This is a genomic window from Enterobacter sp. 296B2 (assembly GCF_034106185.1).
Taxonomy (GTDB): Bacteria; Pseudomonadota; Gammaproteobacteria; order Enterobacterales; family Enterobacteriaceae; genus Enterobacter; species Enterobacter cloacae_N.
The window spans coordinates 1-22,448 of sequence record NZ_JAWNCA010000039.1; the positions used below are offsets into that span (position 1 = coordinate 1).

12 protein-coding genes and 1 pseudogene are annotated in these 22,448 nt (G+C 60.8%); 7 read left to right on the forward strand and 6 right to left on the reverse strand.

All coding sequences use genetic code 11. The features are described from left to right. Positions 1–535 precede the first annotated feature (535 nt). From URZ40_RS20850 to URZ40_RS20870, 5 genes and pseudogenes are all read left to right on the forward strand, one after another. A complete protein-coding gene (locus URZ40_RS20850; RefSeq protein ID WP_320721089.1) occupies positions 536–10,639 on the forward strand; it encodes a BapA/Bap/LapF family large adhesin in 10,104 nt (3,367 codons plus the stop codon). 82 nt (positions 10,640–10,721) lie between these two features. Then, entirely contained in the window at positions 10,722–12,125 is a 1,404-nt protein-coding gene (locus URZ40_RS20855) for a TolC family outer membrane protein (RefSeq protein WP_316380178.1), read from the forward strand. Continuing rightward, on the forward strand, positions 12,122–14,317 hold the full coding sequence (locus tag URZ40_RS20860; protein ID WP_116343805.1) for a type I secretion system permease/ATPase: 2,196 nt from the start codon (positions 12,122–12,124) through the stop codon (positions 14,315–14,317). Before URZ40_RS20855 ends, URZ40_RS20860 begins: the two co-directional genes overlap by 4 nt. A 10-nt stretch (positions 14,318–14,327) precedes the next feature. Beyond that, positions 14,328–15,497: an HlyD family efflux transporter periplasmic adaptor subunit gene (locus URZ40_RS20865; protein WP_116343831.1), complete on the forward strand. Its 1,170-nt coding sequence runs from the start codon at positions 14,328–14,330 to the stop codon at positions 15,495–15,497. A 78-nt stretch (positions 15,498–15,575) separates the two neighbouring features. Continuing rightward, a pseudogene (locus URZ40_RS20870) lies at positions 15,576–15,716 on the forward strand (HigA family addiction module antitoxin); the annotation flags it as partial. Here the strand turns inward: URZ40_RS20870 and URZ40_RS20875 are convergent. Further along, on the reverse strand, positions 15,706–16,437 hold the full coding sequence (locus URZ40_RS20875) for a helix-turn-helix transcriptional regulator (protein ID WP_316380177.1): 732 nt from the start codon (positions 16,435–16,437) through the stop codon (positions 15,706–15,708). The pseudogene URZ40_RS20870 and the gene URZ40_RS20875 sit on opposite strands and share 11 nt — an antisense overlap. 97 nt (positions 16,438–16,534) lie before the next feature. On the opposite strand from URZ40_RS20875, the gene URZ40_RS20880 reads away from it, so the two are divergent. Next, positions 16,535–16,954 (forward strand): nuclear transport factor 2 family protein, encoded by a 420-nt coding sequence (locus tag URZ40_RS20880; protein WP_316380176.1) that lies wholly within the window; start codon positions 16,535–16,537, stop codon positions 16,952–16,954. A 54-nt stretch (positions 16,955–17,008) separates the two neighbouring features. Here the strand turns inward: URZ40_RS20880 and URZ40_RS20885 are convergent, their stop codons facing one another. Both URZ40_RS20885 and URZ40_RS20890 read right to left on the reverse strand, forming a co-directional pair. Continuing rightward, entirely contained in the window at positions 17,009–18,190 is a 1,182-nt protein-coding gene (locus URZ40_RS20885; protein ID WP_316380175.1) for a PLP-dependent aminotransferase family protein, read from the reverse strand. Positions 18,191–18,210: 20 nt separating this feature from the next. Then, a complete protein-coding gene (locus tag URZ40_RS20890) occupies positions 18,211–19,098 on the reverse strand; it encodes a LysR family transcriptional regulator (RefSeq protein ID WP_320721090.1) in 888 nt (295 codons plus the stop codon). A gap of 97 nt (positions 19,099–19,195) precedes the next feature. On the opposite strand from URZ40_RS20890, the gene URZ40_RS20895 reads away from it, so the two are divergent. Beyond that, positions 19,196–19,798: a short chain dehydrogenase gene (locus URZ40_RS20895; protein ID WP_163330128.1), complete on the forward strand. Its 603-nt coding sequence runs from the start codon at positions 19,196–19,198 to the stop codon at positions 19,796–19,798. On the opposite strand, the gene URZ40_RS20900 is transcribed toward URZ40_RS20895, so the two are convergent. The 3 genes from URZ40_RS20900 to URZ40_RS20910 form a co-directional block, all read right to left on the reverse strand. Beyond that, complete coding sequence (locus tag URZ40_RS20900) at positions 19,792–20,526, reverse strand: class I SAM-dependent methyltransferase (RefSeq protein WP_320721091.1); 735 nt, start codon at positions 20,524–20,526, stop codon at positions 19,792–19,794. The two genes, URZ40_RS20895 and URZ40_RS20900, sit on opposite strands and share 7 nt — an antisense overlap. Before the next feature lie 74 nt (positions 20,527–20,600). Next, the gene (locus tag URZ40_RS20905; RefSeq protein WP_166712139.1) at positions 20,601–21,599 is read right to left on the reverse strand and encodes a transketolase family protein; all 999 of its coding nucleotides are present in this window, start codon (positions 21,597–21,599) and stop codon (positions 20,601–20,603) included. Further along, a complete protein-coding gene (locus URZ40_RS20910; protein ID WP_022651707.1) occupies positions 21,599–22,444 on the reverse strand; it encodes a transketolase in 846 nt (281 codons plus the stop codon). The genes URZ40_RS20905 and URZ40_RS20910 overlap by 1 nt, the downstream gene beginning before the upstream one ends. Between the last annotated feature and the right edge of the window lie 4 nt (positions 22,445–22,448).

Sequence of the window (22,448 nt, forward strand, 5' to 3'; positions counted from 1 at the left end):
ATCCTACATCAAAAATGTTACCCTAACTTAAACACAAATTAAGCAGATTTAAATAATAACATTTTTAATTACATTCAAAAACGTCACTACCAATTATTTAATTACATCTAGAGCACAAATAAAATACGCAATTTAAAAATAAAAAAATCAATAAAAACAAGCCAATAAGAAAATAAATACATAATCCCCATCAATAAATTAATGCCCTCTTTACGACTTACCCCTTTATTTACGAAAGCTTAATTTGCACATTCACCGTTTTCTGGCTATATCATTTTTATATCCTCAAAACCAATTCCTCTATTAATTACAGGGTTTTATAAGGCAAAAATACGCATAGCAAACATTCTGTCTGATAAGTAATTACATTCGCTCTGATGTTGCCACTCTGAATCCTGGCGGGCATCGTTCGCTCTAAAAAAGACGGTGAGTGCTGTTTAATAAACAGTAACTCCGCCGGGGGCGCCCTTTACCTTCTCCAGAGATGGCTCGTCTTGCTCGTCGTTCACGATAACTCTGCTGGAGTAATACCTAAATGAGCCAAATCTCTGTTATATCAAAACTCACTGGCGTGGAAACGACTACGGAAGGCACACAGGTTACGCTGAGCCATTCCTCTATCGTTGAGCTTCATGTAGAGCGAGCCGATGTCTCCCACTTCGCGCGAAGTGGTAACGATCTGGTGGTGACCCTGCACTCAGGGGAAGTGATCACCCTTAAAAACTTCTACGTCACCGACGCGCAAGGCGTGAGCCAGCTGGTGCTCCAGGAGAGTGACGGTGCGCTATGGTGGATTGAAGATCCAACCGGAGCCGCTACGTACGAATCCATCGCCTCTACGGACGCGTTGCTGGCCGCATCCGGAAGCGATGCCGGTGGAGCCGCCATCTGGCCATGGGCACTGGGCGGCATTGTTGCAGCTGGCGGTATCGCAGCGGCGGCAAGCACCGGCGGTGGCGGAGGGGGAGACGACGACGATGGAGGTAACAGCAGCCCTACCCCCGGCTCGCCGGTCGATCCAACCAACCCGGATACAACACCGCCGAACGCGCCATCCAGCCTTCAGTTCTCGTCGGACGGTAAAAGCGTCACCGGTACCGCCGAGCCCGGCAGTACTATCACGCTGAAAGACGCGAACGGCAACGTCATTGGCACCGGGCAAACCGGCAGTGACGGCAACTTTACCGTGTCTCTCGGCACTCCGCTGACCAACGGCGAACAGGTGACCGCCACCGCGACGGATGCGGCCGGGAATACCAGCCAGGGCACAACGATTACGGCGCCGGATCTCACCGCACCCGATGCCCCGACCATCGGCAGCGTGACGGACGATGTTGATCCTCAAACGGGGTCGGTCACAAACGGCGGCAGCACCAACGATCCACGCCCGCAGCTCAGCGGCACAGCGGAGGCGGGCTCCACCGTGACCATCTATGACGGCGGAGTCGCGATTGGTACGGCGCTCGTCGCCAGCAACGGCACCTGGACATTTACCCCGTCAGCTGACCTGACTGAAAGCACCCACCAGATTACCGTGCGGGCAACCGACGCCGCCGGCAACCTCGGACCGGCCTCACCGGTATTTACCCTCACCGTTGATTTTACCCCGCCGACCACGCCAACCGCGATTGTGCTGACCGACGACACGGGTGCGATCAGAGGAACCATAACCGCTGGCACGCCTACCGACGCTTCAAAGCCGATCCTGGCGGGAACGGGCGAGCCCGGTGGAACAATCACTATCTACGATAACGGTGTGGCGATTGGAACCACGACGGTACTGCCGAACGGCACCTGGAGCGTCACGCCGAGCGGCCCGCTCCCGGACGGGACGCACTCGATAACCGTCGTTGAAACCGATGCAGCCGGAAACCAGAGTGCGGCCTCGGAGCCTATCATCTTCACCGTGGACACCACGCCGCCGCTGGCCCCCGGTGACCTCGTCGTTTCGAATGATGGCGGCACCATCACCGGCACCGCGGAACCTGGCAGCACGGTAACCATCCGTGAAGGCGACGCTATCCTTGGCACCCCGGTGGCCGACAGCGAGGGCAACTTTAGCCTGACGCTGACCCCGCCTAAGCTCAACGGCGAAATCCTGACCGCAGACGCCACCGACGCTGCGGGCAACACGGGGCCAGCAACCTCCGCAGCGGCGCCGGATATCACCCCACCGCAGGCGCCGGTTATCGTGTCGGTGATTGACGACGTACTGAACACAACCGGACCCGTGGAGCAGAATGGGCTGACCAACGACCGGGCGCCGACCCTGAACGGCACGGGCGAACCCGGTTCGACCATCACGATTTTCAACGGCAGCGATATCATCGGCACGGTGGCCGTCCCCTCATCCGGCCTGTGGAGCTTTACGCCGCCCTCACCGCTGGCCGATGGTACGTACGTGCTGACGACAACGGCGACGGATGCCGCCGGTAACCCGAGCGGACAATCGAACGCGTGGACCATTATCGTCGACGGGACTGCGCCAGCCGCCCCGGTCATTACGCAGGTGGTTGACGATGTTCCCGAACGTACCGGCTCGCTCGACCTCAATGAGACCACCAACGATTCAACCCCGACGCTCAGCGGTACCGCCGCAGCAAATGCCACGGTGACCATTCGCGTGGACGGGGTTGATATTGGTACGACCGTCGCCGATGGCCTCGGCGCGTGGAACTTTACTCCGGACATCCCCATCGCCGAGGGTCCCCATACCCTGACCGCCGTCGCGACCGACGCGGCAGGCAACATTAGCGACGTTTCCAACAGCTGGGGCATCACCATTGACAGCGTGGCCCCGGATGCGCCGGTCATTACCCAGGTAGTGGATGATGTGCCAGAGCGCCTCGGCGCGCTCAATCCTGGCGACAGCACCAACGACACCACGCCGACCATCAACGGCACCGCTGAGCCGGGCTCAACCGTCACCATTCGCCAGGACGGCGTCGATCTCATCACGGTCCCGGTCGACAGCAATGGCACGTGGTCCTTTACCCCCGCCACGCCGCTTGGCAACGGCACGTATACCTTTACCGCCGTCACCACCGACGGAGCGGGTAATACCAGCCCGGCGTCAGGCGGCTTTACCCTGACCGTCGATACCACGCCGCCAGCGGCGGCTACTATCGCCACCGTTACCGATGACGTCGGCGGTGTTAACGGGCCGCTCACCAGCGGCGACACCACCGACGACACCCAGCCGCAGCTGCAGGGCACCGCGCCGGCAGATACGGTAATCACCGTCTATGACGGCACCACCCTGCTCGGCACCGCGACCCTCGACGGCAGCGGCGGCTGGAGCTTTACCCCCGTTATCCCGCTTACCGACGGCCCGCACACGCTGACGGTGCATGCCACGGATGCCGCGGGCAATACCACCATCTCAACGCCGTTTGAACTGACGGTGGATACCGTCGCGCCTGCCACGCCGGATATCCCGGCAATCACCGTCAATCCTGACGGCACAGAAACGCCGCTGAACCCGGGAGAAACCACCCGCGACACCACGCCGACCCTGAGCGGTTCCGGCAATCCGGGCGATACCGTGACGATCTACAACGGTGGCGTCAAGCTTGATGACGTGCTCGTGGACGGCAACGGCAACTGGACCTGGACGCCAGCCACCCCGCTGCCTAACGGCACCTATGACATTACCCTGACCGTCACCAACATGGACGGCACGGGCAACGAAAGCGCCCCGTCCCAGCCGGTCACCATCACCATTGACACCGATGCGCCAGTCGCACCTGCAGCACCGGTGATTACCGACAGCGTCAGCCAGATAACCGGCCCCGTTCCCGATGGTGGAACCACCAACGATCCGCGCCCGGTCCTCAGCGGCACCGGTACGGCGAACGATGTTATTAACATTACTGACACCGTCAACGGCACTCCGACCGTCGTGGGCACCGTCACGGTAGACAGCAACGGCAACTGGAGCTGGCGTCCTGACAGTAATATTGGGGAAGGTACCCACGTCTACACCGCCACCGCCACCGATGAGGCGGGCAACGTCTCTGACGCTTCGCCGGCGATTACGATTACCGTGGATACCGTAGCACCGGATGTCCCGGTATTTGACGCCGTCGGGGGCCAGCCGAATGGAGGCTTAATCACCGATGCGACGCCAACCGTCGGAGGAACCGGCACGACTGGCGACACGGTCATCGTCTACAACAATGGCGTTGAGTTGGGCCGTGTCGATGTCGTTAACGGAGAATGGAGCTTTGTGCTGCCAACACAAGCGGATGGCCTGCTGAACATCACCGTTGCGGGCGTAGACGCGGCGGGTAACGTCAGCGCGCCGAGCCCGGTCATTAGCGTCACGCTCGATACCGTTGCGCCTGAGATCCCCGTCATTAGCGCCGTCGATAACAGCCTGCTGTCCAACAACGTGCTTTATACGAACGACGGCACGCCGACCCTTACCGGCACCGGTGAACCAGGCGCTACCGTTATCGTCTCCGTAGACGGCGCGCCATCTGCCGTGCCGGTCACCGTGCAGCCGGATGGCACCTGGAGCTGGACTGCAGACGCGACGCTGGCGGATGATACATACGTCTTCACTGTCGCTTCCAGCGATCCGGCGGGTAACCTCTCAGGCAGTTCAGCGCCGCTGAGCGTGACGGTCGATACCGTCGCTCCGGCCAATCCGGGCAACATGAGTCTGCCTGAGACAGGCACACCGCTGACCGGTACCGGCGAAGAGGGAAGTACCATTACCGTTAAGGACAGCGGTGGCACGATCATTGGTACCGGAGTTGTCGGCAGCGACGGCAGCTTCTCCATTGCGCTGAGCCCGGCGCAGCTGGATCCAACCACGCTGACCGTGACCGCCACGGACGCCGCAGGCAATCCAAGCGCCGATGTGCCTTTTATCGTCACCGACTCGCCGCTTGAGCTGCCGCAGGTGCCCGTCATCACGGCAATCGTCGATGACGCGGACCCGGTCACCGGCGATGTGAAAGGCAAAACCACCAACGACACCACGCCAACGCTTACCGGTACGGCCGAAGCGGGCAGCGTGATTACTATCTATCAGGACGGTAGCACGACGCCATTGACAACGGTGACCGCCGACGGCAGCGGCAACTGGAGCTATACGCCAGCCGCGCTTGGTGAAGGGCTGCATACCTTCGAGGTGACCGCGACCCTCAACGGTGCCACCAGCGGCCGCTCTCCGGCGGCCAGCGTGACCATCGATCTTACCGCCCCGGGTACACCAACCATTGGCTCGGTCATTGACGACGTGGGTCCTGTCACCGGTCCGCTGACCAGCGGCCAGACCACCAACGACAGCCAGCCGACCCTCACCGGCACCGGCGCGGTGGGTGATACCATCTCCATCTACAACAACGGCGTGCTGCTGGACAGCGTGGTGGTCGGTAATACCGGCACCTGGAGCTACACCACGCCCGCTCTGCCAGAAGGCAGTAATGTTCTGACCATCCGCGAGACCGATCCGGCGGGAAATCAGAGCGGTCCTTCGGCGGACTTCACCCTCGTGGTGGATACCCTTTCCACTACGCCGGTCATCACCAGCGTAACGGATAATGTGGGCAATACCGCCACCCCGGTAGCCAGCGGCAGCGAAACGAACGACGCCACGCCAACTCTTACAGGGACCGCGGACGCGAACAGCGTGGTGACCATTTTCGATGGCGCTACCCAGATTGGCGTGGTTACGGCGGATGGCACCGGCGCGTGGAGCTTTACGCCAGAGACCGCACTCATCGAAGGCTCGCACAGCTTCACCGTCCTGGCGACCGACCCGCAGGGCAACGTCAGCGAAGTCTCAGCCCCATGGAGCGTGGTGGTTGACCTCACGGCACCAACGGTTCCAACGCTGGATACGGTGAGTGATAACGTCCCTGGCGGCGTCACGGGCAACCTCACCAGCGGGCAGGCAACCAACGACAACACCCCAACGATTAGCGGCACCGGACAGGCAGGCAGCACTATCCACATCCTGAATAACGGTACGCAGATTGGTACGGCGACCGTCGACGGAACCGGTAACTGGTCCTTCACCCCCACCACGCCGCTGGACGACGGCAGCTACTCCCTGCGCGCGTACGCAACGGATGCCGCGGGCAACGCCTCGGCTAACTCGTCGGTCTTCGCCTTCACCGTCGATACCGCAGGCCCCGGCGTGCCGCTGGTAACCAGCGTGATTGACGATGTCGCACCGACCACGGGGACGCTCACGTCGGGTAACAGCACCAACGACGCGCGTCCGACCTTCAACGGCACGGCCGACGTAGGTTCTACAGTGCACGTGATTGTTGATGGCAACGAAATTGGCACCGCCGTGGTCAACGCCCAGGGCAACTGGACCTTCACACCGGGTACCGATCTGCCCGACGGACCGCATGCCATCACCTTCAATGCCACCGACGCGGCGGGCAACGCGGGTACGGCAACGGCACCGTTTAACCTGACGGTGGATACGGGCGTGCCGTCTGCGCCGGTCATTTCAGCCGCGGCAGATAACGTGGGCAGTATTCAAACCCCGCTTACTTCCGGGCAGAGCACCGACGACACCACGCCAACGCTGAGCGGCACCGCGACGGCCAACGCCACGGTCACTGTCTATGAAAACGGTCAGCCAGTCGGCACCGCACTGGCAGACGGTACCGGCGCATGGAGCTTTACGCCGTCCGCACCGCTGGCCGCTGGTAGCCACACCTGGACCGCCACGGTGACCGATGCCGCCGGGAACGTCAGCCCCGCCTCGCCGGGCTTTACGCTGGTTGTCGATACCACGGCACCCACCGCGCCGGTTATCAGCCAGGCGATAGACGATGTGGGGACCATTACCGGTCCAATCACATCCGGGCAGACGACCGACGACACCGTACCGCGGCTGGTTGGCACCAGCGAACCGTTTGCCACCGTGAATATCTATGAGGGAACCACGCTGGTCGGAACGGGCATCGCAGACGGCAGCGGCAGCTGGAGTATCTTACTCAATACCACGCTGACAGAGGGTGCGCACAGCTTCACCGCGCAGGCCACGGATGCCGCAGGCAACACCAGCGCGTCGTCAGCCAGCTTCAGCCTGACGATTGATACCACGCCGCCAGCGCTGCCGGTGCTCACCAGCATCCTCGATGATGTCGGCAATGCGGCAACGCCGATAGCAGACGGTGGAACAACCAACGACGCGCAGCCAACCCTCAGCGGTACGGCAGAAGCGGGTTCTACGGTGAAAATTTTCGATAACGGCGTGCAGATTGGCAGCGTAACGGCCACCGGCGGGGCATGGAGCTTTACGCCTTCCCCGGCGCTGGGCAACGGCTCGCACAATTTGACCTTTACCACCACCGATGCCGCAGGCAACGCCAGCGCGCCAACCGCCGGGTATACCATTAACGTTGATACCCTTGCTCCGACCGCGCCGGTCATTAGCTCGGTAGTTGATGATGTGGGCAGCGTCATCGGACCGGTAACCGGCACCACTCCGACCAACGATACGCGCCCAACGCTGAGCGGGACCGCCGAAGCGAACGCGACGGTACGGATCTACGATGGCATCACGCTGGTGGGCACCGTCACCGCCGATGCCAACGGCAACTGGACGCTGCCAGAAACCACCACGCTGACGCAAGGCACCCATAACTTCACCGCCACGGCCACCGATGCCGCAGGCAATACCAGCCCGGCATCGGCCGTGACGACGGTGATCGTCGATCTTACCGCCCCAACGGCCCCGACAGGGACCTTTAACGCCGACGGTAGCGTATTAACCGGGAATGCTGAAGCAGGCAGTACCGTCACGATCCGTCTCCCGGACGGTTCAACGGTAACGACCACAGCGGGCAGCAACGGCACCTACAGCTACACCTTCGTTAACAAGCAGACAGAAGGCCAGACGCTGCAAATCACCGCCACCGACGCGGCGGGCAACGTCTCGCAGCCCGGCTCGGCGCTCGCGCCGGTGGTGCCACTCTCTGCCAGCAATAACGTCGAAGAGCTGGAGCTCAGCACCACGGCCACCGTAACCAACAGCCAGTACAGCGACTACGGCTTCCTGCTGGTTGGTGCCGTGGGCAACGTCCTGACGCTGCTCGGTAATGACTCCGCTCAGGTGAACTTCACCGTGGGCAGCGGCGGCAGCGCGGACATCGTCGTGAACGCCAACGCCACGGGGGCCGTGCTCTCTCTGCTCAACACCCTTGAGCTGGTGGTACAGCGCTTTGACACCGTTAACAACACCTGGACTACCGTAGTCGATACCGGACAGCCGCAGTTTGCCGACCTGCTGACCCTGGGGGCCACAGGCGTTTCGCTGAACCTGACCGGGCTGGCGGACGGCAACTACCGCGTGCTGAGCTATAACACCAACCTGCTGGCAACCGGCTCCTACACCAGCCTCGACGTGGCGGTGAAAGAGACCGGGCCGGGCACCGTTACGGGCGACACCAGCCTCGGCGGTAACGTGATCACCGACGTTGACCCAACCGCAGGCAGCGACAACGCTCCGGCAGGGGCAACGGTCACGGCCGTCACTAACGCCCAGGGTGTCACCACCAGTGTCACTGCCGACGGCACGGTGATCCAGGGTCAGTACGGTACGCTGACCATTAACCGCGACGGCAGTTACACCTACGATCTGACCAACACCAGCGCATCGGTGATTGGCCGGACGGAGAGCTTCAGCTACACCATCACCCATAACGGCGTCAGCGCGTCGGCGAATCTGGTGCTATCGCTGGGCAGCGGTACCGCCACCAGCGGTATTGTCGCGGTTGACGATACGAACTCGCTGACCTTCGATACCACCGTCAACGCGATTGACAACGGTACGTCGTCCCAGGGCGGCTTTACCCTGGTGGGGATCAATCTCGGCAACACGCTGGGGCTGAACCTGCTGGACGATATGACCAACCCCATCATCTATAACGTGGAGGAAGGCACTACCCGCACCATGACCATCCAGGCTTCCGTTGGCGGCGTGGCCCTGGCATCGGTGTTCGACCTGTACATCTACAAGTTCAACAACGCGACGCAGACCTTCGAGCAGATGCGCATTGAACCAGGCTGGCTGCGCGCGCCGCTACTGGGCGGCACCTCGCCTCAGCTGACGCTGCAGCTGCCGGCCGGTGAGTACCTGTTCCTGCTGAATACGGCTGCGGGGATCACCGCCCTGACGGCCTACACGCTGGACGTGCTGCAGGATCATGTCTACAGCGTGGCGAGCGTCAGCGCGAGCACTACCGGGGACGTTCTGTCGGATGATATTGCGCCAGTCGGCACGCTGGTGACGGAGGTTAACGGCGTAGCGGTGAACAGCAGCGGTCTGACGAACATTACCGGCGAGTACGGTACGCTGAGCATCAACGCGGCCGGGGAGTACACCTACACCCTGAATAGCGGCGTCGGCGTTGACCACATCAGCACCCCGGATACCTTCGTCTACACCATTACCGCGCCGGACGGCACGAAAGACACGGCTTCGCTCAACATCACCCCAACCGCGCAGCCGATGGATGCGGTGAATGATGTTAGCACCGCGATGGACGTGACGTCGGTACACCACACCGCCGCGTACTCGGATACAACCGTCGGGTCGGCGAGCTGGAACGCCGCGCTGCTCGCTTCAACCCAGGGTTCCGGATCCGGCACCTTCGTGGTGGATGCCAATACTGCGCTGCACAACGTGGTGCTGTCGTTTAACGTCGCCTCGTTGCTGACGCTGACAGGGTTGACGGTTGACTGGACGCTGACCAACGGCGCCACCACCGTCAGAACCGGCTCGTTCAACGGCGGGCTGCTGCTGGGCGGCACGGCAACGGTCAACCTGACGGGTCTCGACCTGGAGGCGGGGACCTACACCCTGAGCTATACCGGCAGAATGGGGCCGCTGGGAGTAGGAAATATCACCATCACCCCAAGCGTCACCGGCACCAGCTACTCGCTGTCGCAGTTCGACGCCACGGGCCCCCACACCGTTGACGGCAACATTTTCGACGGCACCGGTTCCGCAGGGACGATGGACCAGCTGCACTCGGTGGATACCCGCGTGAGCATTACCGGCTACGACGGCGTTACCACTACGCTGGATCCCTACACCGGCACCACGCTGTCGAGCATCACGGGTCACTACGGCACGCTGGCGATTGCCGCAGACGGCAGTTACACCTATACGCTCAACCCGGGGATATCGCTCTCTACCATTACCACGAAGGAGGTCTTTAACTACACCCTGACCGATGCCAACGGCACCACGGACACCGCGTCGCTGACCATCGATATGGCGCCGAAATTTATCAGTTCGGAGCATAACGATGTGATTAGCGGTACGGCCTACGGCGACACGCTGATTTATCAGGTGCTGAACAGCACGGCGGGCAACGCGACGGGGGGCAACATCACCAGCGCCGGCGGCGACCACTGGACGAACTTCTCCCTGGCACAGGGAGACAAGATCGACATTGGCGACCTGCTGGTGGGCTGGGACGGTAATACCGCCTCGCTGGGGAGTTATATCAATGTCACGCAAAGCGGTAGCAACACTGTGATCTCCATCGACCGTGACGGCGCAGGGAGCACCTACACTAATACTGCACTCGTTACGCTTGATAACGTGCAGACCACGTATGAAGAGCTTGTGAACCAGCAACACATCATTACCTGATAGCACCTGCACGAGATGACCCGGGCGCGCACAGCGCCCGGGCATAAATAATAAAGCTGTACTTTTTTATTAGGGACAAGACATGGGAATAAAGATGCCTTACTGGTGGCTCTCGTGCTGCCTGATATCTGTACCCGCCATCGCGGCAAACCCGGCGGCAACCATCAATACCGGACAACTCCGCGAAACGCAGGAACTCCCCTCACTGAATGGCCGCGTCGCCCCGGTGGCAGGCAAAGCCGCTCCCGGTTCACTACAGCTTGGCGAAGCCGTTAATCGCGCCGTCACCTGGCATCCGGCGATCGCTGAAGCCGTGGGCAAACTCTACGAGCAGAACGAAGAGGTCGACGTCGCCAAATCGAAATACTATCCGCAGATTAACGCCGGCATGGACAACGGGTATTCCCACGACGGCGATCAGAACGGCTTTACGCCGTCGCTGGTGCTCTCTCTTTCGCAAATGCTCTACGACTTCGGCAAAGTGGCCAGCCAGGTGCGGGCCGAAAACGCCGGAGTCGCCCAGCAGCAGGCCAACGTGCTGGTCAGCATCGACACCATCGCTCACGATACCGCCATCGCCATGGTGCAGGTGCAAACTCTGCAGCAGATGGTCGACACCGCCAAAGAGCAGCTCGACGCCCTCTCCTCAATCGGCAAGCTGACCCGCCTGCGTAACGACGAAGGGGCCACCTCGCTCTCTGACGTGGTGCAGACCGACGCGCGCATTGAAGGGGCACGCGCCCAACTGATGCAGTATCAGGCCAGCCTCGACAGCGCCCGCGCCACGCTGATGAGCTTTCTCGGCTGGAACAGCCTGAATGATATCAGCAATGATTTTCCACAGAAACTGGCCCGCAGCTGCGATATCGTCGAGCCGGACGATCGCCTGGTGCCTGCGGTCCTCGCCGCCTGGGCACAGGCGAACGTCGCCCAGGCTAACCTCGACTACGCCGACGCGCAGATGACGCCAACCGTCTCGCTGGAGCCGGAGGTCCGTCATTACCTGAACGATCGCTACGCGGGTAACGAAACGCGGGATCGCACCCAGTATTCCGCCTGGGTGAAAGTCCAGATGCCGCTCTATCAGGGCGGCGGGCTCACCGCCCGACGTAATGCCGCCGGACACGCGGTGGAGGCGGCGCAGTCGACCATTCAGCGTACGCGCCTCGATGTGCGCCAGAAGCTGCTGGAGGCCCGCAGTCAGGTGATGAGCCTGCAAAGCACGCTGCAAATTCAGGGCCGCCAGGAGGCACTCAGCGCCCGCACCCGCGAGCTCTATCAGCAACAGTATCTCGATCTCGGCTCGCGCCCCCTGCTGGACGTGCTTAACGCCGAGCAGGAGGTCTATCAGGCACGCTTTACCCAGCAGCAGACCCTCGGTCAGCTGCACCAGCTGCAGCTCAACTGCCTCTATAACACCGGGCAATTGCGTCATGCGTTCGATCTTGATAACCGCACCATCCAGACCGTGGAGATCCAGCCATGAAGCAACGCGACATCCCTCAGGGGGAAACGATGACGGATGAGGCGCTGGCGCAGTGGGCGCAGGCGTTTGGCTTTGTTGCCACGCGCTACCGCGTCGCCTGTTCGCCCGGCGCGCTGATCGCAGGCGCACCGTGGCTGAAAGGCAAACCGATGGTGCCCGCGCTGACTCAGCTTGCCCGTGAAGCCGGGCTAACGTTCCAGCTGCTAACGGCCGATCAGCAGTCGATCAACAGCTGGCGTCTGCCGGTGGTGGTGGCGCTGAGCGACGGAAAAATCGGCGTGATCGAGAATTTCGACGGTGAGGACACGCTTGAGGTCAGCTTTTTCGACGACAAGACGTACACCAACCGCCTGTCGATGAGCGCGATGTTACCCGCCATCCGCCACGTTATCGCCCTGCGTCCGCTGGCGGCGCTGAAGGACAGCCGCGTGGATGCCTACATCTCAAAATACCGCCCGGACTGGCTCTACCGGCTGGTGATGCGCGACCTGCGCCCCTACAGCTGGGTGATGCTGGCGGCGCTGTTCATCAACGTGCTCTCCCTCTCCGGCATTGTCTTTTCCATGCAGGTGTATGACCGGGTGATCCCCGCCCAGTCCTACCCGACGCTCTACGTGCTGACCATCGGAGTGCTGATCGCCACCCTGTTTGGCTTTGTACTGCGCGTCGCGCGCGGGCACATTATGGATCTGCTGGGCAAGCGATCGGATCTGCGCGTCTCGGATCGCGTGTTTGGTCACGCCCTGCGGCTGCGCCACAGCGCCATTCCGCGCTCCACCGGCAGCTTTATCTCCCAGCTGCGCGAGCTGGAGCAGATCCGCGAGATGGTCACCTCCTCCACCATCTCGACGATTGTCGATCTGCCCTTCTTCTTCCTGTTTGTGGTAGTGCTGGCGATCATCGCGCCGCAGCTGGCGTGGATCGCCCCGGTGGCGGCTGTGATCATGGTCCTGCCCGGCCTGCTGCTGCAAAAGAAGCTGGCGGAGCTGGCGAAGCAGTCGGCCCATGAATCGACCCTGCGCAACGCGGTGCTGGTGGAGAGCGTGCAGGGGCTGGAGGACATCAAGCTGATGCAGGCGGAGAACCGCTTTTTGCAGCAGTGGAACAGCTATATCCAGATTACCGCGGAATCCGGCCTGCGCACCCGCGAGCTGACGCAGAACCTGATCAGCTGGGGAATGACCGTCCAGAGCCTGGTCTACGCCGCCGTGATCGTAGTCGGCGCGCCGATGGTGATCGACGGCACCTTAACCACCGGTTCGGTGGTGGCCGCCTCAATGCTGGCCTCGCGGATGATCGCGCCGATGGCGACGCTGTGTGGGGTACTGGCCCGCTGGCAGCAGGTAAAGGCCGCCAAAGAGGGGCTGGACAGCATTATGCAGCTGCCGACCGAGAACCAGCGCGAAGAGACGCCGATCCGCCAGGACGTGCTGCGCGGACACTATCTCTTCGAGCAGGCGCAGTTCCGCTACCACCCGGAAGATCCGCGCATGGCGCTGCGCATTAACCGCCTGGAGATCAGGCCGGGCGAGAAAGTCGCGATCCTCGGGCGCAACGGCGCGGGCAAATCCACCCTGCTGCAGGCGATGGCGGGCGGAATGGATCTGGCGGGCGGCGAACTGCGGCTCGACAACCTCAGCCTGCCGCATCTCGACGTGGCGGACGTGCGGCGCAACGTCGGCTTTATGACCCAGAACGCGCGGCTGTTTTACGGCACCCTGCGCGAGAACATCACCCTCGGCATGCCGCGCGCCACCGACGAAGAGATTTTCGAGGTGCTGGAGATGTGCGGTGCGGCCAGCTTTGTGCTGAAGCTGCCGAAGGGGCTGGACTACCCGATTATGGAGAACGGCGTGGGGCTGTCCGGCGGGCAGCGGCAGTCGATTCTGCTGGCGCGGATGCTGCTGCGCGATCCGAATATCGTGCTGATGGACGAGCCGACCGCCTCCCTTGATGAGCACACCGAGCGGGAATTTATCCAGCGCCTGGGAGCATGGCTCGGCAACCGGACGCTGGTCGTCGCCACCCACCGCGTGCCGGTGCTGGAGCTGGTGGAGCGCGTGGTCGTGCTGAAAGATGGGATGCTGGTCATGGACGCGCCAAAGGCACAGGCGCTGAATAACAGCCGCATGCAGCAACAGCAGCAGGCAGCAACCGGACGGGAGTGGAAAAATGAAAATCAGTCAGCGTGACGTGGCCGCGATGGACGATCTGGATAATGCGCTCGACTCCGAAAGCGGCTATTCCGGCGCGCGGCGGATCGTGATCTTCTCGCTGCTGATGTTTGTGGCGCTGGGCGTCTGGGCGTGGTTTGGGATGCTGGATGAAGTCTCAACGGGAACCGGAAAAGTGATCCCCAGCTCGCGCGAGCAGGTGTTGCAGTCGCTGGATGGGGGGATCCTCACCGAGCTGAACGTTCACGAGGGCGATCAGGTGCAGGCCGGACAGGTGCTGGCGCGGCTGGATCCGACGCGTTCCGAATCGAACGTCGGCGAAAGCGCTGCGCGCTACCGTGCGTCGCTGGCCTCCAGCGCCCGTCTGTACGCCGAGGTAAACGATCTGCCGCTGAAGTTCCCGCCTTCGCTGGAGAAATGGACCGAACTGACCGCCGCCGAAACGCGGCTCTACAACTCGCGCCGCGCGCAGCTGGAGGACACGCAGCGTGAACTGCGTTCAGCATTAGATCTCGCAAACAAAGAGCTGGCGATCACCCAGCGGCTGGTAAAAACCGGTGCCGCCAGCCACGTGGAAGTGCTGCGCCTGCAGCGGCAGAAAAGCGACCTGGAGCTGAAGCTCACCGACGTGCGTTCCCAGTATTACGTTCAGGCGCGCGAGGCGTTATCCAAGGCCAACGCGGAGGTGGATATGGTCTCGGCGATCCTGAAAGGCCGCGAGGATTCCGTCACCCGCCTGACGGTAAAATCCCCGGTGCGCGGGATCGTGAAAAACATTAAAGTCACCACCATCGGCGGGGTGATCCCGCCCAACGGCGAGCTGATGGAGATTGTGCCGGTAGACGATCACCTGCTGATTGAAACCCGGCTCTCGCCGCGCGATATCGCCTTTATCCACCCGAACCAGGAGGCGCTGGTGAAGATCACCGCCTACGATTACGCCATCTACGGCGGGCTGCACGGGGTGGTGGAGACCATTTCGCCGGACACCATCCAGGACGAGGCCAAGCCGGAGGTGTTCTATTACCGCGTATTTATCCGCACCAGCCAGGATTACCTGGTGAATAAGGCGGGCAGGCACTTCTCAATCGTGCCGGGGATGATTGCGACGGTGGACATTAAGACCGGGGAGAAAACGGTGCTGGATTATCTGATCAAGCCGTTTAATCGGGCAAAAGAGGCGCTGAGGGAGCGATAGTCAATCGCCGGGTGGCGGCTCCGCCTCACCCGGCCTGCATACCTGTAGGCCCGTGCAAGCGTAGCGCCGCCGGGCGATGTGTTGCAGTATGAGTATCTTGAACCGCTCAATCTGAAAATCAGCGATCTGGCGGAGATGCTCAATGTTCACCGCAACACCATCAGCGCGCTGGTCAATAACAATCGCAAGCTTACTGCCGATATGGCGATCAAACCGGCTCTTCAGCGCCACCTTTAATCGCCCACTGCCCCGGCGTTTTACCGGTCCACATTTTGAAAACTTCAATAAATGCGCTGACGCTGCTGTAGCCGCAGGACAGCGCAATCCATCCCACCGGCTTCCCCGCCGCCAGCCACTCCATTGCCTGCATGACGCGCGCCAGCTGCCGCCAGTTGACGAAGTTCATTCCCGTCTGGGCGCTAAACCGACGGTTAAACGTACGTACGCTCATCCCGGCATGGCTGGCATGACTCTCGACCGTCTGATTATCATCGACAAACTGCAGCAAGCGGCTGACCACGTTCTTCAGACGCGGATCCGTCGGCACGGGCAGAGAAAAGTGAACCTGAGGCGTCATGGCAAGCTCATCCAGCAGTAAAGTCAGCTTTCGCGGATCGTACTCGCTCCCTGCACCACATAAACGGGAAAACAGTGCATGGGTGAGATCGTCCGGCTCGAACAGCGCGGGAGCATCGGGAAGCATTGCACAGCAAGCAGGGTCAAGATAGATAGCGCAGCCTTCAATCGCGCTTTCAGAGAAGGCGGCGTGCTGCTGGCCTGGCGGGATCCAGCCGATATGTTTTGCCGGCACGACCGAGCGCGCCTGCTGCGTCTCAATGACCAGCAGCCCCGTTGCAATGCGCCACAACTGGCCGGTGCCATGGCTGTGCCACGGCGTTCGGTACCCGCCGGGATGAAGGAGCACTTCAATACTGATCATACCATTTTGGCCGAAAATCGTTATTCATCGACGTATTACAGAAACCGCGTCTTCAGCTGTCAAGGATAATGTTGATTCAACCATTTGAGGAGCCCGCATGAGCATTATCACATCCCTGGTAGCCCACCCTGACAACACCGAGCAGCGCAAGGAAATGGCTAGCCTGTTAACCAACTTATTCAAAGGCGATGTCGATCCGGCAGAGCTTTTTACGCCCGATTACCAGCAAGTTACGGACGGTCACGCGCTTGATTATCAGGGTTTTGTGCAGCACCTGAACCACGTTCGATCGCAGATCCGCGAGATAGCATTCAGGGTTGAGGAGTTCGCCTGTCACGATGGTCTTTTGGCAGACCGGCACTGGGTTACCGTGACGTATCCGGATGGTCGGCAGGCAGAGATTGAGGTGTATATGTTTGCCGCACTGCGAGAAGGAAAAATTTGTCGTATCCATGAGGTCACGCTGGTGATTGGCGGAGAGGCATCAGACCGCGCACTCGCCCACGCCACGCAATAAGCTCACCCTAAACGCGAACGGCGCATAACAGCCTCTGCCGTTATGCGCCTCCTCTTACAGCGAGATCTTCAGGCGTCGAACCGCTTCTTTCAGCTGCTCATCCGTTGGGGTGACGAATGACATGCGCAGCGTTGTCTGGTCCGGTTCGTTGCAGTAGAAGAACTCACCCGGTACAAACACCACACCGTTGCTCAAGGTTTTTTCCAGCCATTTCGTCGTATTCATGCCGTTGTTCATTTTCGCCCACAGGAACATCCCGCCCTTCGGCTTGTGGAACGACATCACATCGCCCAGCTCGGCTTCCAGTTCCGTTGCGAACGTCTGGTATTTCTGGCGATAGGCCTCGCGGATCATTTTAATCTGGTTCGCCAGACGCCCGGTTTTCAGGTACTCGTAGGTCATCAGCTGCGACAGCGTGCTGGTGTGCAGATCGGTGGTTTGCTTCAGGTTCACCACCGCGCGTTTCAGCCACTCCGGCACCAGCACCCAGCCCACGCGGGTGCCCGGCGCGAGGATTTTGGAGAAGGTAGAGGTGTACACCACGTTATCTTCATTGCCGATATCTTTCGCATGGGCAATCAGCGGGCGGAATACGTCGTCGGTGTAATTAATTTCGCTGTACGGATCGTCTTCGATAATCACGAAATCATAGCGCTTCGAGAGTTCCACCAGCTGTTTGCGACGCGCTTCAGAAAGCGTTACGCCGCCAGGGTTACCAAAAGTTGGAACGATATAAACCGCCTTGATGGTTTTCTTTCCCACCAGTGCTTCAAGCTCATCGACCTTCATGCCGTCGCCGTCGGTACCGACGGATTCAAAACTGGCCTGCGCCAGGCCAAAGACCTGCAGCGCGGCGAGATAGGTTGGACGTTCAACGACAACCGTATCGCCAGGATTGATCAACGCACGCGCCAGCACGTCCAGAGATTGTTGAGAGCCGGAAGTAATGACCACGTCATCGGCCTTACAGGCGATGCCGCGCCCTTCGCAGATGCGTTTAATTTCTTCGCGCAGCCCCGGTACGCCTTCCGTCAGGCCATACTGGAACGCCTCGCCAAAATTCTGCGACAACACGGCATCGGCGGCGATTTTAAGCCCTTCGCGATCGAACAGGTCCGGGTTGGGAATACCGCCGCCCAGCGAAATCACGCCCGCCATTTTGCTATGTTTTAATAATTCACGGATGGCGGATGATTGCAGGCCCTGCGCGCTGCTGGCGAGTTTGTTTGCAGACATTCTTTGATTACCTTCTTTTTTTATATTGTGCCCAATCTTAGCAGAATATGAGCAATAAATTCCGTTAGCTTAGGCAGGGGGCGTAAATCCTGACGCCACAGTAAATGCACCGGTCTCGGCGCGGGCGTGAACGGCTCCAGCACCCGTATCAGCCTGCCGCTTGCCAGCTCTTCCGCCACCAGCACCTCCGGTTGCAGCAGCAGCCCCGCCCCGGCTCGCGCCGCCATGCGTAGCCCGTAGCCGTCGTTACACCGTAAGATGGCATCCCGCTTCCAGCGCACCTCCCCTTCCACGCCCGGCAGCCGCCACTCGTTGCGCGCGGTCCACACCGTGTGCGACAGACAAAGATGATCCACCAGATCGGCAGGCGTCTGCGGCGTGCCGTGATGCGCTAAATAGTCCGGCGCGGCGCAGATCACCATGTTGTAGGGGCACAGGTATTTCGCCACCAGATCGTCATTGCGGATGTCGCCAATGCGGATGGCCAGATCGACCCCCTCCTCTACCAGATCGACCATTCGATTGGTGAGATCCAGTTCGATGCGCACCTCCGGGTAGCGCTGCAAAAATGTGGCGGTCAAAGGCGCGACAACGCAGCCGCCAAACGACGTGGGTGCCGTGACGCGCAGGGTTCCGGCGGGTGTGGCGCGCAGCCGCTCAACCGCGCTTTCGGCAATCGAGACCTGCTCCAGCACCCGCCTGGCCTCTTCGAAATAAACGCGTCCGGCGTCGGTCAGACTCTGGCGACGGGTATTGCGCTCCAGCAGCCGCGTACCGAGCTGCGATTCCAGCAGCGCAATATACTTTCCCACCATGACCGCCGACATCTCCAGCCGGGACGCCGCGCCGGTAAAACTGCCGCTTTCCACTACCGCAATGAACGTCTCCATCCCGCGAAGCTTATCCATATTCCGAACCTCTGGTTAGTAATCATCTAACTTTAGCCCAGTTTATCTGACTTTTTATTTATTAAAGAATGAAGGCTCACAACATAAGGAGTCTGCTATGAAAATCGTCATTATTGGTGCCAGCGGTACTGTCGGGCGTGCCGTAACCGAAGAATTAAGCCGTCGTCACGAGGTCATCCGCGTCGGTCGCACGCAGGGCGACTATCAGGTGGATATCACCTCGCAGGCGAGCGTCCAGGCGCTGTTTGAGAAAATCGGCCCGGTGGATGCGATTGTCTCCGCCAGCGGTGGCCTCTACTTTGGCCCGCTCGCGACCATGAAAGACAGCGACTTCAACCAGGGCCTGCAGGATAAGCTACTGGGGCAGGTGCGTCTGGCGCTGACCGGCCAGCATTATTTGAACGAAGGCGGCTCGATTACGCTGATAAGCGGGATTGTGGCGCACGAGCCGATTGCGCAGGGCGTGAATGCCACCACGGTGAACGCGGCGCTGGAAGGGTTTGTCCGCGCCGCAGCCTGCGAACTGCCGCGCGGGATCCGCATCAACCTGATTAGCCCAACGGTACTGACGGAGTCAGCCGAAGCGTATGACGGGTTCTTCCCCGGCTTTGAAAGCGTTCCCGCCGCGACCGTGGCGCAGGCCTACCGCCGCAGCGTGGAAGGGGTGCAGAGCGGGCGGGTGTATAAAGTCGGTTATTGATCCTTACGGGCGGCGATCAACACCAGCATCGGGCGCTCCGCCTCTTCGGCCAATGCAGGCCAGGCGTCAATCTGCGCCTGCGTTGGCCCCCACTCATTAACTTCGCTTATCGTTAACCCCGCTTTGATCAGTGCGTTAAGCGTGGTGCCCAACGTGCGGTGGTATTTAATCACCCCGTCCGCCAGCCAGTTGCTGACGCGCTGGCTCTCGTCCTGATAACGGTTCACCCCCCAGAACCGCTCGCCGCGGTCGTCGGTCAGCCAGCCCTGACGGGTAGCGCAGGTGTATATCGGGTGCTCCATCGAAAAGACCAGGCTACCGCCGGGTTTGAGCGCGCGCTGAACGTTGGCGAATAGCGTGTCCAGCTCCGGCAGGTAGTGCAGCGCCAGCGAGCTGTAGACCAGATCGAGGCTATTCGCTTTCAGCGCCAGAGATTCCAGATCGCTACGCTGATAGTGAATCCGGTTGTCATCAGTCAGTTCAGCCGCGCGGGCGAGCATTTTTTCTGAAATATCAACACCCGTGACGTCAGACGCGCCCAGCTCGCGCGCTGCGCGACAGAACCAGCCGTAGCCGCAGCCGAGATCAACAACCAATTTACCGGTTAAATCTGGCAGCATTGCCTTGAGCGCGGGCCACTCCGGCGCGCCGTCCAGGCCCTGAACCGAGCGCGGAAGCTGGGCATAGCCTTCAAAAAATGCCGGGTTGTCGTAGATGTTTTGTGCCATGACGGACTCCTTTATCGCAACAGTGGCGAGGGTAAAGCACCCCTCGCCCGTTGACAACGTATCCGTCTGATAAATCACAGCCTGCGACGGATTTTCTCCACCATAGCTGTAGCTGAGATCCCGTAGCGGTCATGGAGGGTGGGCAGCGCGCCCGCATCCAGGAACGCGTCCGGCAGCGCGACGGTATCGAAATCCACGTTAACGCGGTTGCGCATCAACAGAGACGCGACAGCCTCGCAAAGCCCGCCCACGCTGCTGTGGTTTTCCGCCACAATCACCAGCCGTCCCGGCTTCGCAGCCTGCGCCAGGATCGTCTCTTCGTCCAGCGGCTTAATGGTGGGCGAGTGCAGCACCGCCACGCTGACGTTATCTTTACGCAGCTGCTTCGCCGCCTCCAGCGCGCGCATTGTCATCAGCCCAGAGGCGATGATCAGGACGTCGCGCCCTTCTTCCAGCAGCACGGCTTTGCCAATCTTAAACTGGTAGTTGTACTGGTCCAGCACCACTGGCACCTTGCCACGCAGCAGTCGCATATACACCGGGCCATCGTGCGCTGCCATCGCCGGCACCGCCTGTTCGGTGTCGATTGCGTCACAGGGATCGATAATCGTCATGCCCGGAATACCGCGCATAATCGCAATATCTTCCGTCGCCTGGTGGCTCGGCCCGTAACCGGTGGTTAGCCCCGGCAGCGCCGCGCAGATCTTCACGTTCAGGTGCTCTTCAGCAATCACCTGATGGATAAAATCGTAGGCGCGGCGGGTGGCGAAGACGGCATAGGTGGTGGCGAAAGGAATAAAACCCTCTTTCGCCATGCCGCCCGCGGCCCCCATTAACAACTGCTCGGCCATGCCCATCTGAAAGAAGCGTTCCGGGTAGGCCTGAGCGAAAATATGCAGATCGGTGTACTTCGACAGATCCGCCGTCATGCCGACGACCTCCGGTCGCTGTTCCGCCAGCTTCACCAGCGCATGGCCGAACGGTGCGGCTCGCGTCTCCTGGCCCTCTTCCGCGATAGAGGCAATCATCGCCGACGTGGTTAAACGCGGTTTTTTCTCCGTGGTCTGGCTCATTACAGCACTCCTTCAGGTTTGTTGGCATCCAGCACGGCGAGTGCCTTTTGCCACTCGTCAGCATCCACGCGAATAAAATGGTTCTTGTCACGCTTTTCGAGGAACGGCACGCCCTTGCCCATCAGCGTGTCGCACAAAATGACGCGCGGCTGGTTTTCCGGGTAGCGTTTGGCGTTATCAAACGCCGTTACCAGTGAAGGGACATCGTTGCCGTTGACGCGCTGCACGTACCAGCCGAAGGAGGTCCATTTATCCTCCAGCGGCTCAAAGCCGAGGATCGCGTGCGAGTTGCCATCCGCCTGCTGGCGGTTAATGTCCACCAGCACGATCAGGTTCGACAGGCCGTGATGTGCCGCCGACATCGCAGCTTCCCAGGTTGACCCTTCGTCCAGCTCGCCGTCCGACATGGAGTTAACGACCCATGCCGCGCTCTGCTTGCGCTTCAGCCCCAGCGCCATGCCAACGCCAATGCTTAAGCCCTGCCCCAGCGAACCGCCGGAGATCTCCATGCCCGGCGTGTAGGTTGCCATGCCGGACATCGGCAGGCGGCTGTCGTCCGCGCCGTAGGTCTCCAGCTCCTCTTCAGGAACGATCCCCGCTTCAATCAGGGCGGCGTAACAGGCAATGGCGTAGTGGCCGTGAGAGAGCAAAAAACGGTCACGCCCCTCCCATTCCGGCTCGCCCGGCTTAAGGTTCATCCCGTGGGCAAACGCGGTGGCCAGCACATCGGCATAGCCCAGCGCCTGCCCGATGTAGCCCTGCCCCTGCACTTCGCCCATGCGCAGCGCGTAGCGGCGAATGCGCCAGGCCGCGGCGGCAACCTGTTGAACTGTGGTATCCGTCATCGTC

What these genes read in the sequence shown, in the direction of transcription:
- URZ40_RS20850 (WP_320721089.1), top strand. Translation starts at nt 536, where the DNA reads ATGAGCCAAATCTCTGTTATATCAAAACTCACTGGCGTGGAAACGACT.
- URZ40_RS20855 (WP_316380178.1), top strand. Translation starts at nt 10,722, where the DNA reads ATGGGAATAAAGATGCCTTACTGGTGGCTCTCGTGCTGCCTGATATCT.
- URZ40_RS20900 (WP_320721091.1), bottom strand. Translation starts at nt 20,526, where the DNA reads ATGGCACAAAACATCTACGACAACCCGGCATTTTTTGAAGGCTATGCC.
- URZ40_RS20860 (WP_116343805.1), top strand. Translation starts at nt 12,122, where the DNA reads ATGAAGCAACGCGACATCCCTCAGGGGGAAACGATGACGGATGAGGCG.
- URZ40_RS20910 (WP_022651707.1), bottom strand. Translation starts at nt 22,444, where the DNA reads ATGACGGATACCACAGTTCAACAGGTTGCCGCCGCGGCCTGGCGCATT.
- URZ40_RS20880 (WP_316380176.1), top strand. Translation starts at nt 16,535, where the DNA reads ATGAGCATTATCACATCCCTGGTAGCCCACCCTGACAACACCGAGCAG.
- URZ40_RS20895 (WP_163330128.1), top strand. Translation starts at nt 19,196, where the DNA reads ATGAAAATCGTCATTATTGGTGCCAGCGGTACTGTCGGGCGTGCCGTA.
- URZ40_RS20865 (WP_116343831.1), top strand. Translation starts at nt 14,328, where the DNA reads ATGGACGATCTGGATAATGCGCTCGACTCCGAAAGCGGCTATTCCGGC.
- URZ40_RS20885 (WP_316380175.1), bottom strand. Translation starts at nt 18,190, where the DNA reads ATGTCTGCAAACAAACTCGCCAGCAGCGCGCAGGGCCTGCAATCATCC.
- URZ40_RS20890 (WP_320721090.1), bottom strand. Translation starts at nt 19,098, where the DNA reads ATGGATAAGCTTCGCGGGATGGAGACGTTCATTGCGGTAGTGGAAAGC.
- URZ40_RS20905 (WP_166712139.1), bottom strand. Translation starts at nt 21,599, where the DNA reads ATGAGCCAGACCACGGAGAAAAAACCGCGTTTAACCACGTCGGCGATG.
- URZ40_RS20875 (WP_316380177.1), bottom strand. Translation starts at nt 16,437, where the DNA reads ATGATCAGTATTGAAGTGCTCCTTCATCCCGGCGGGTACCGAACGCCG.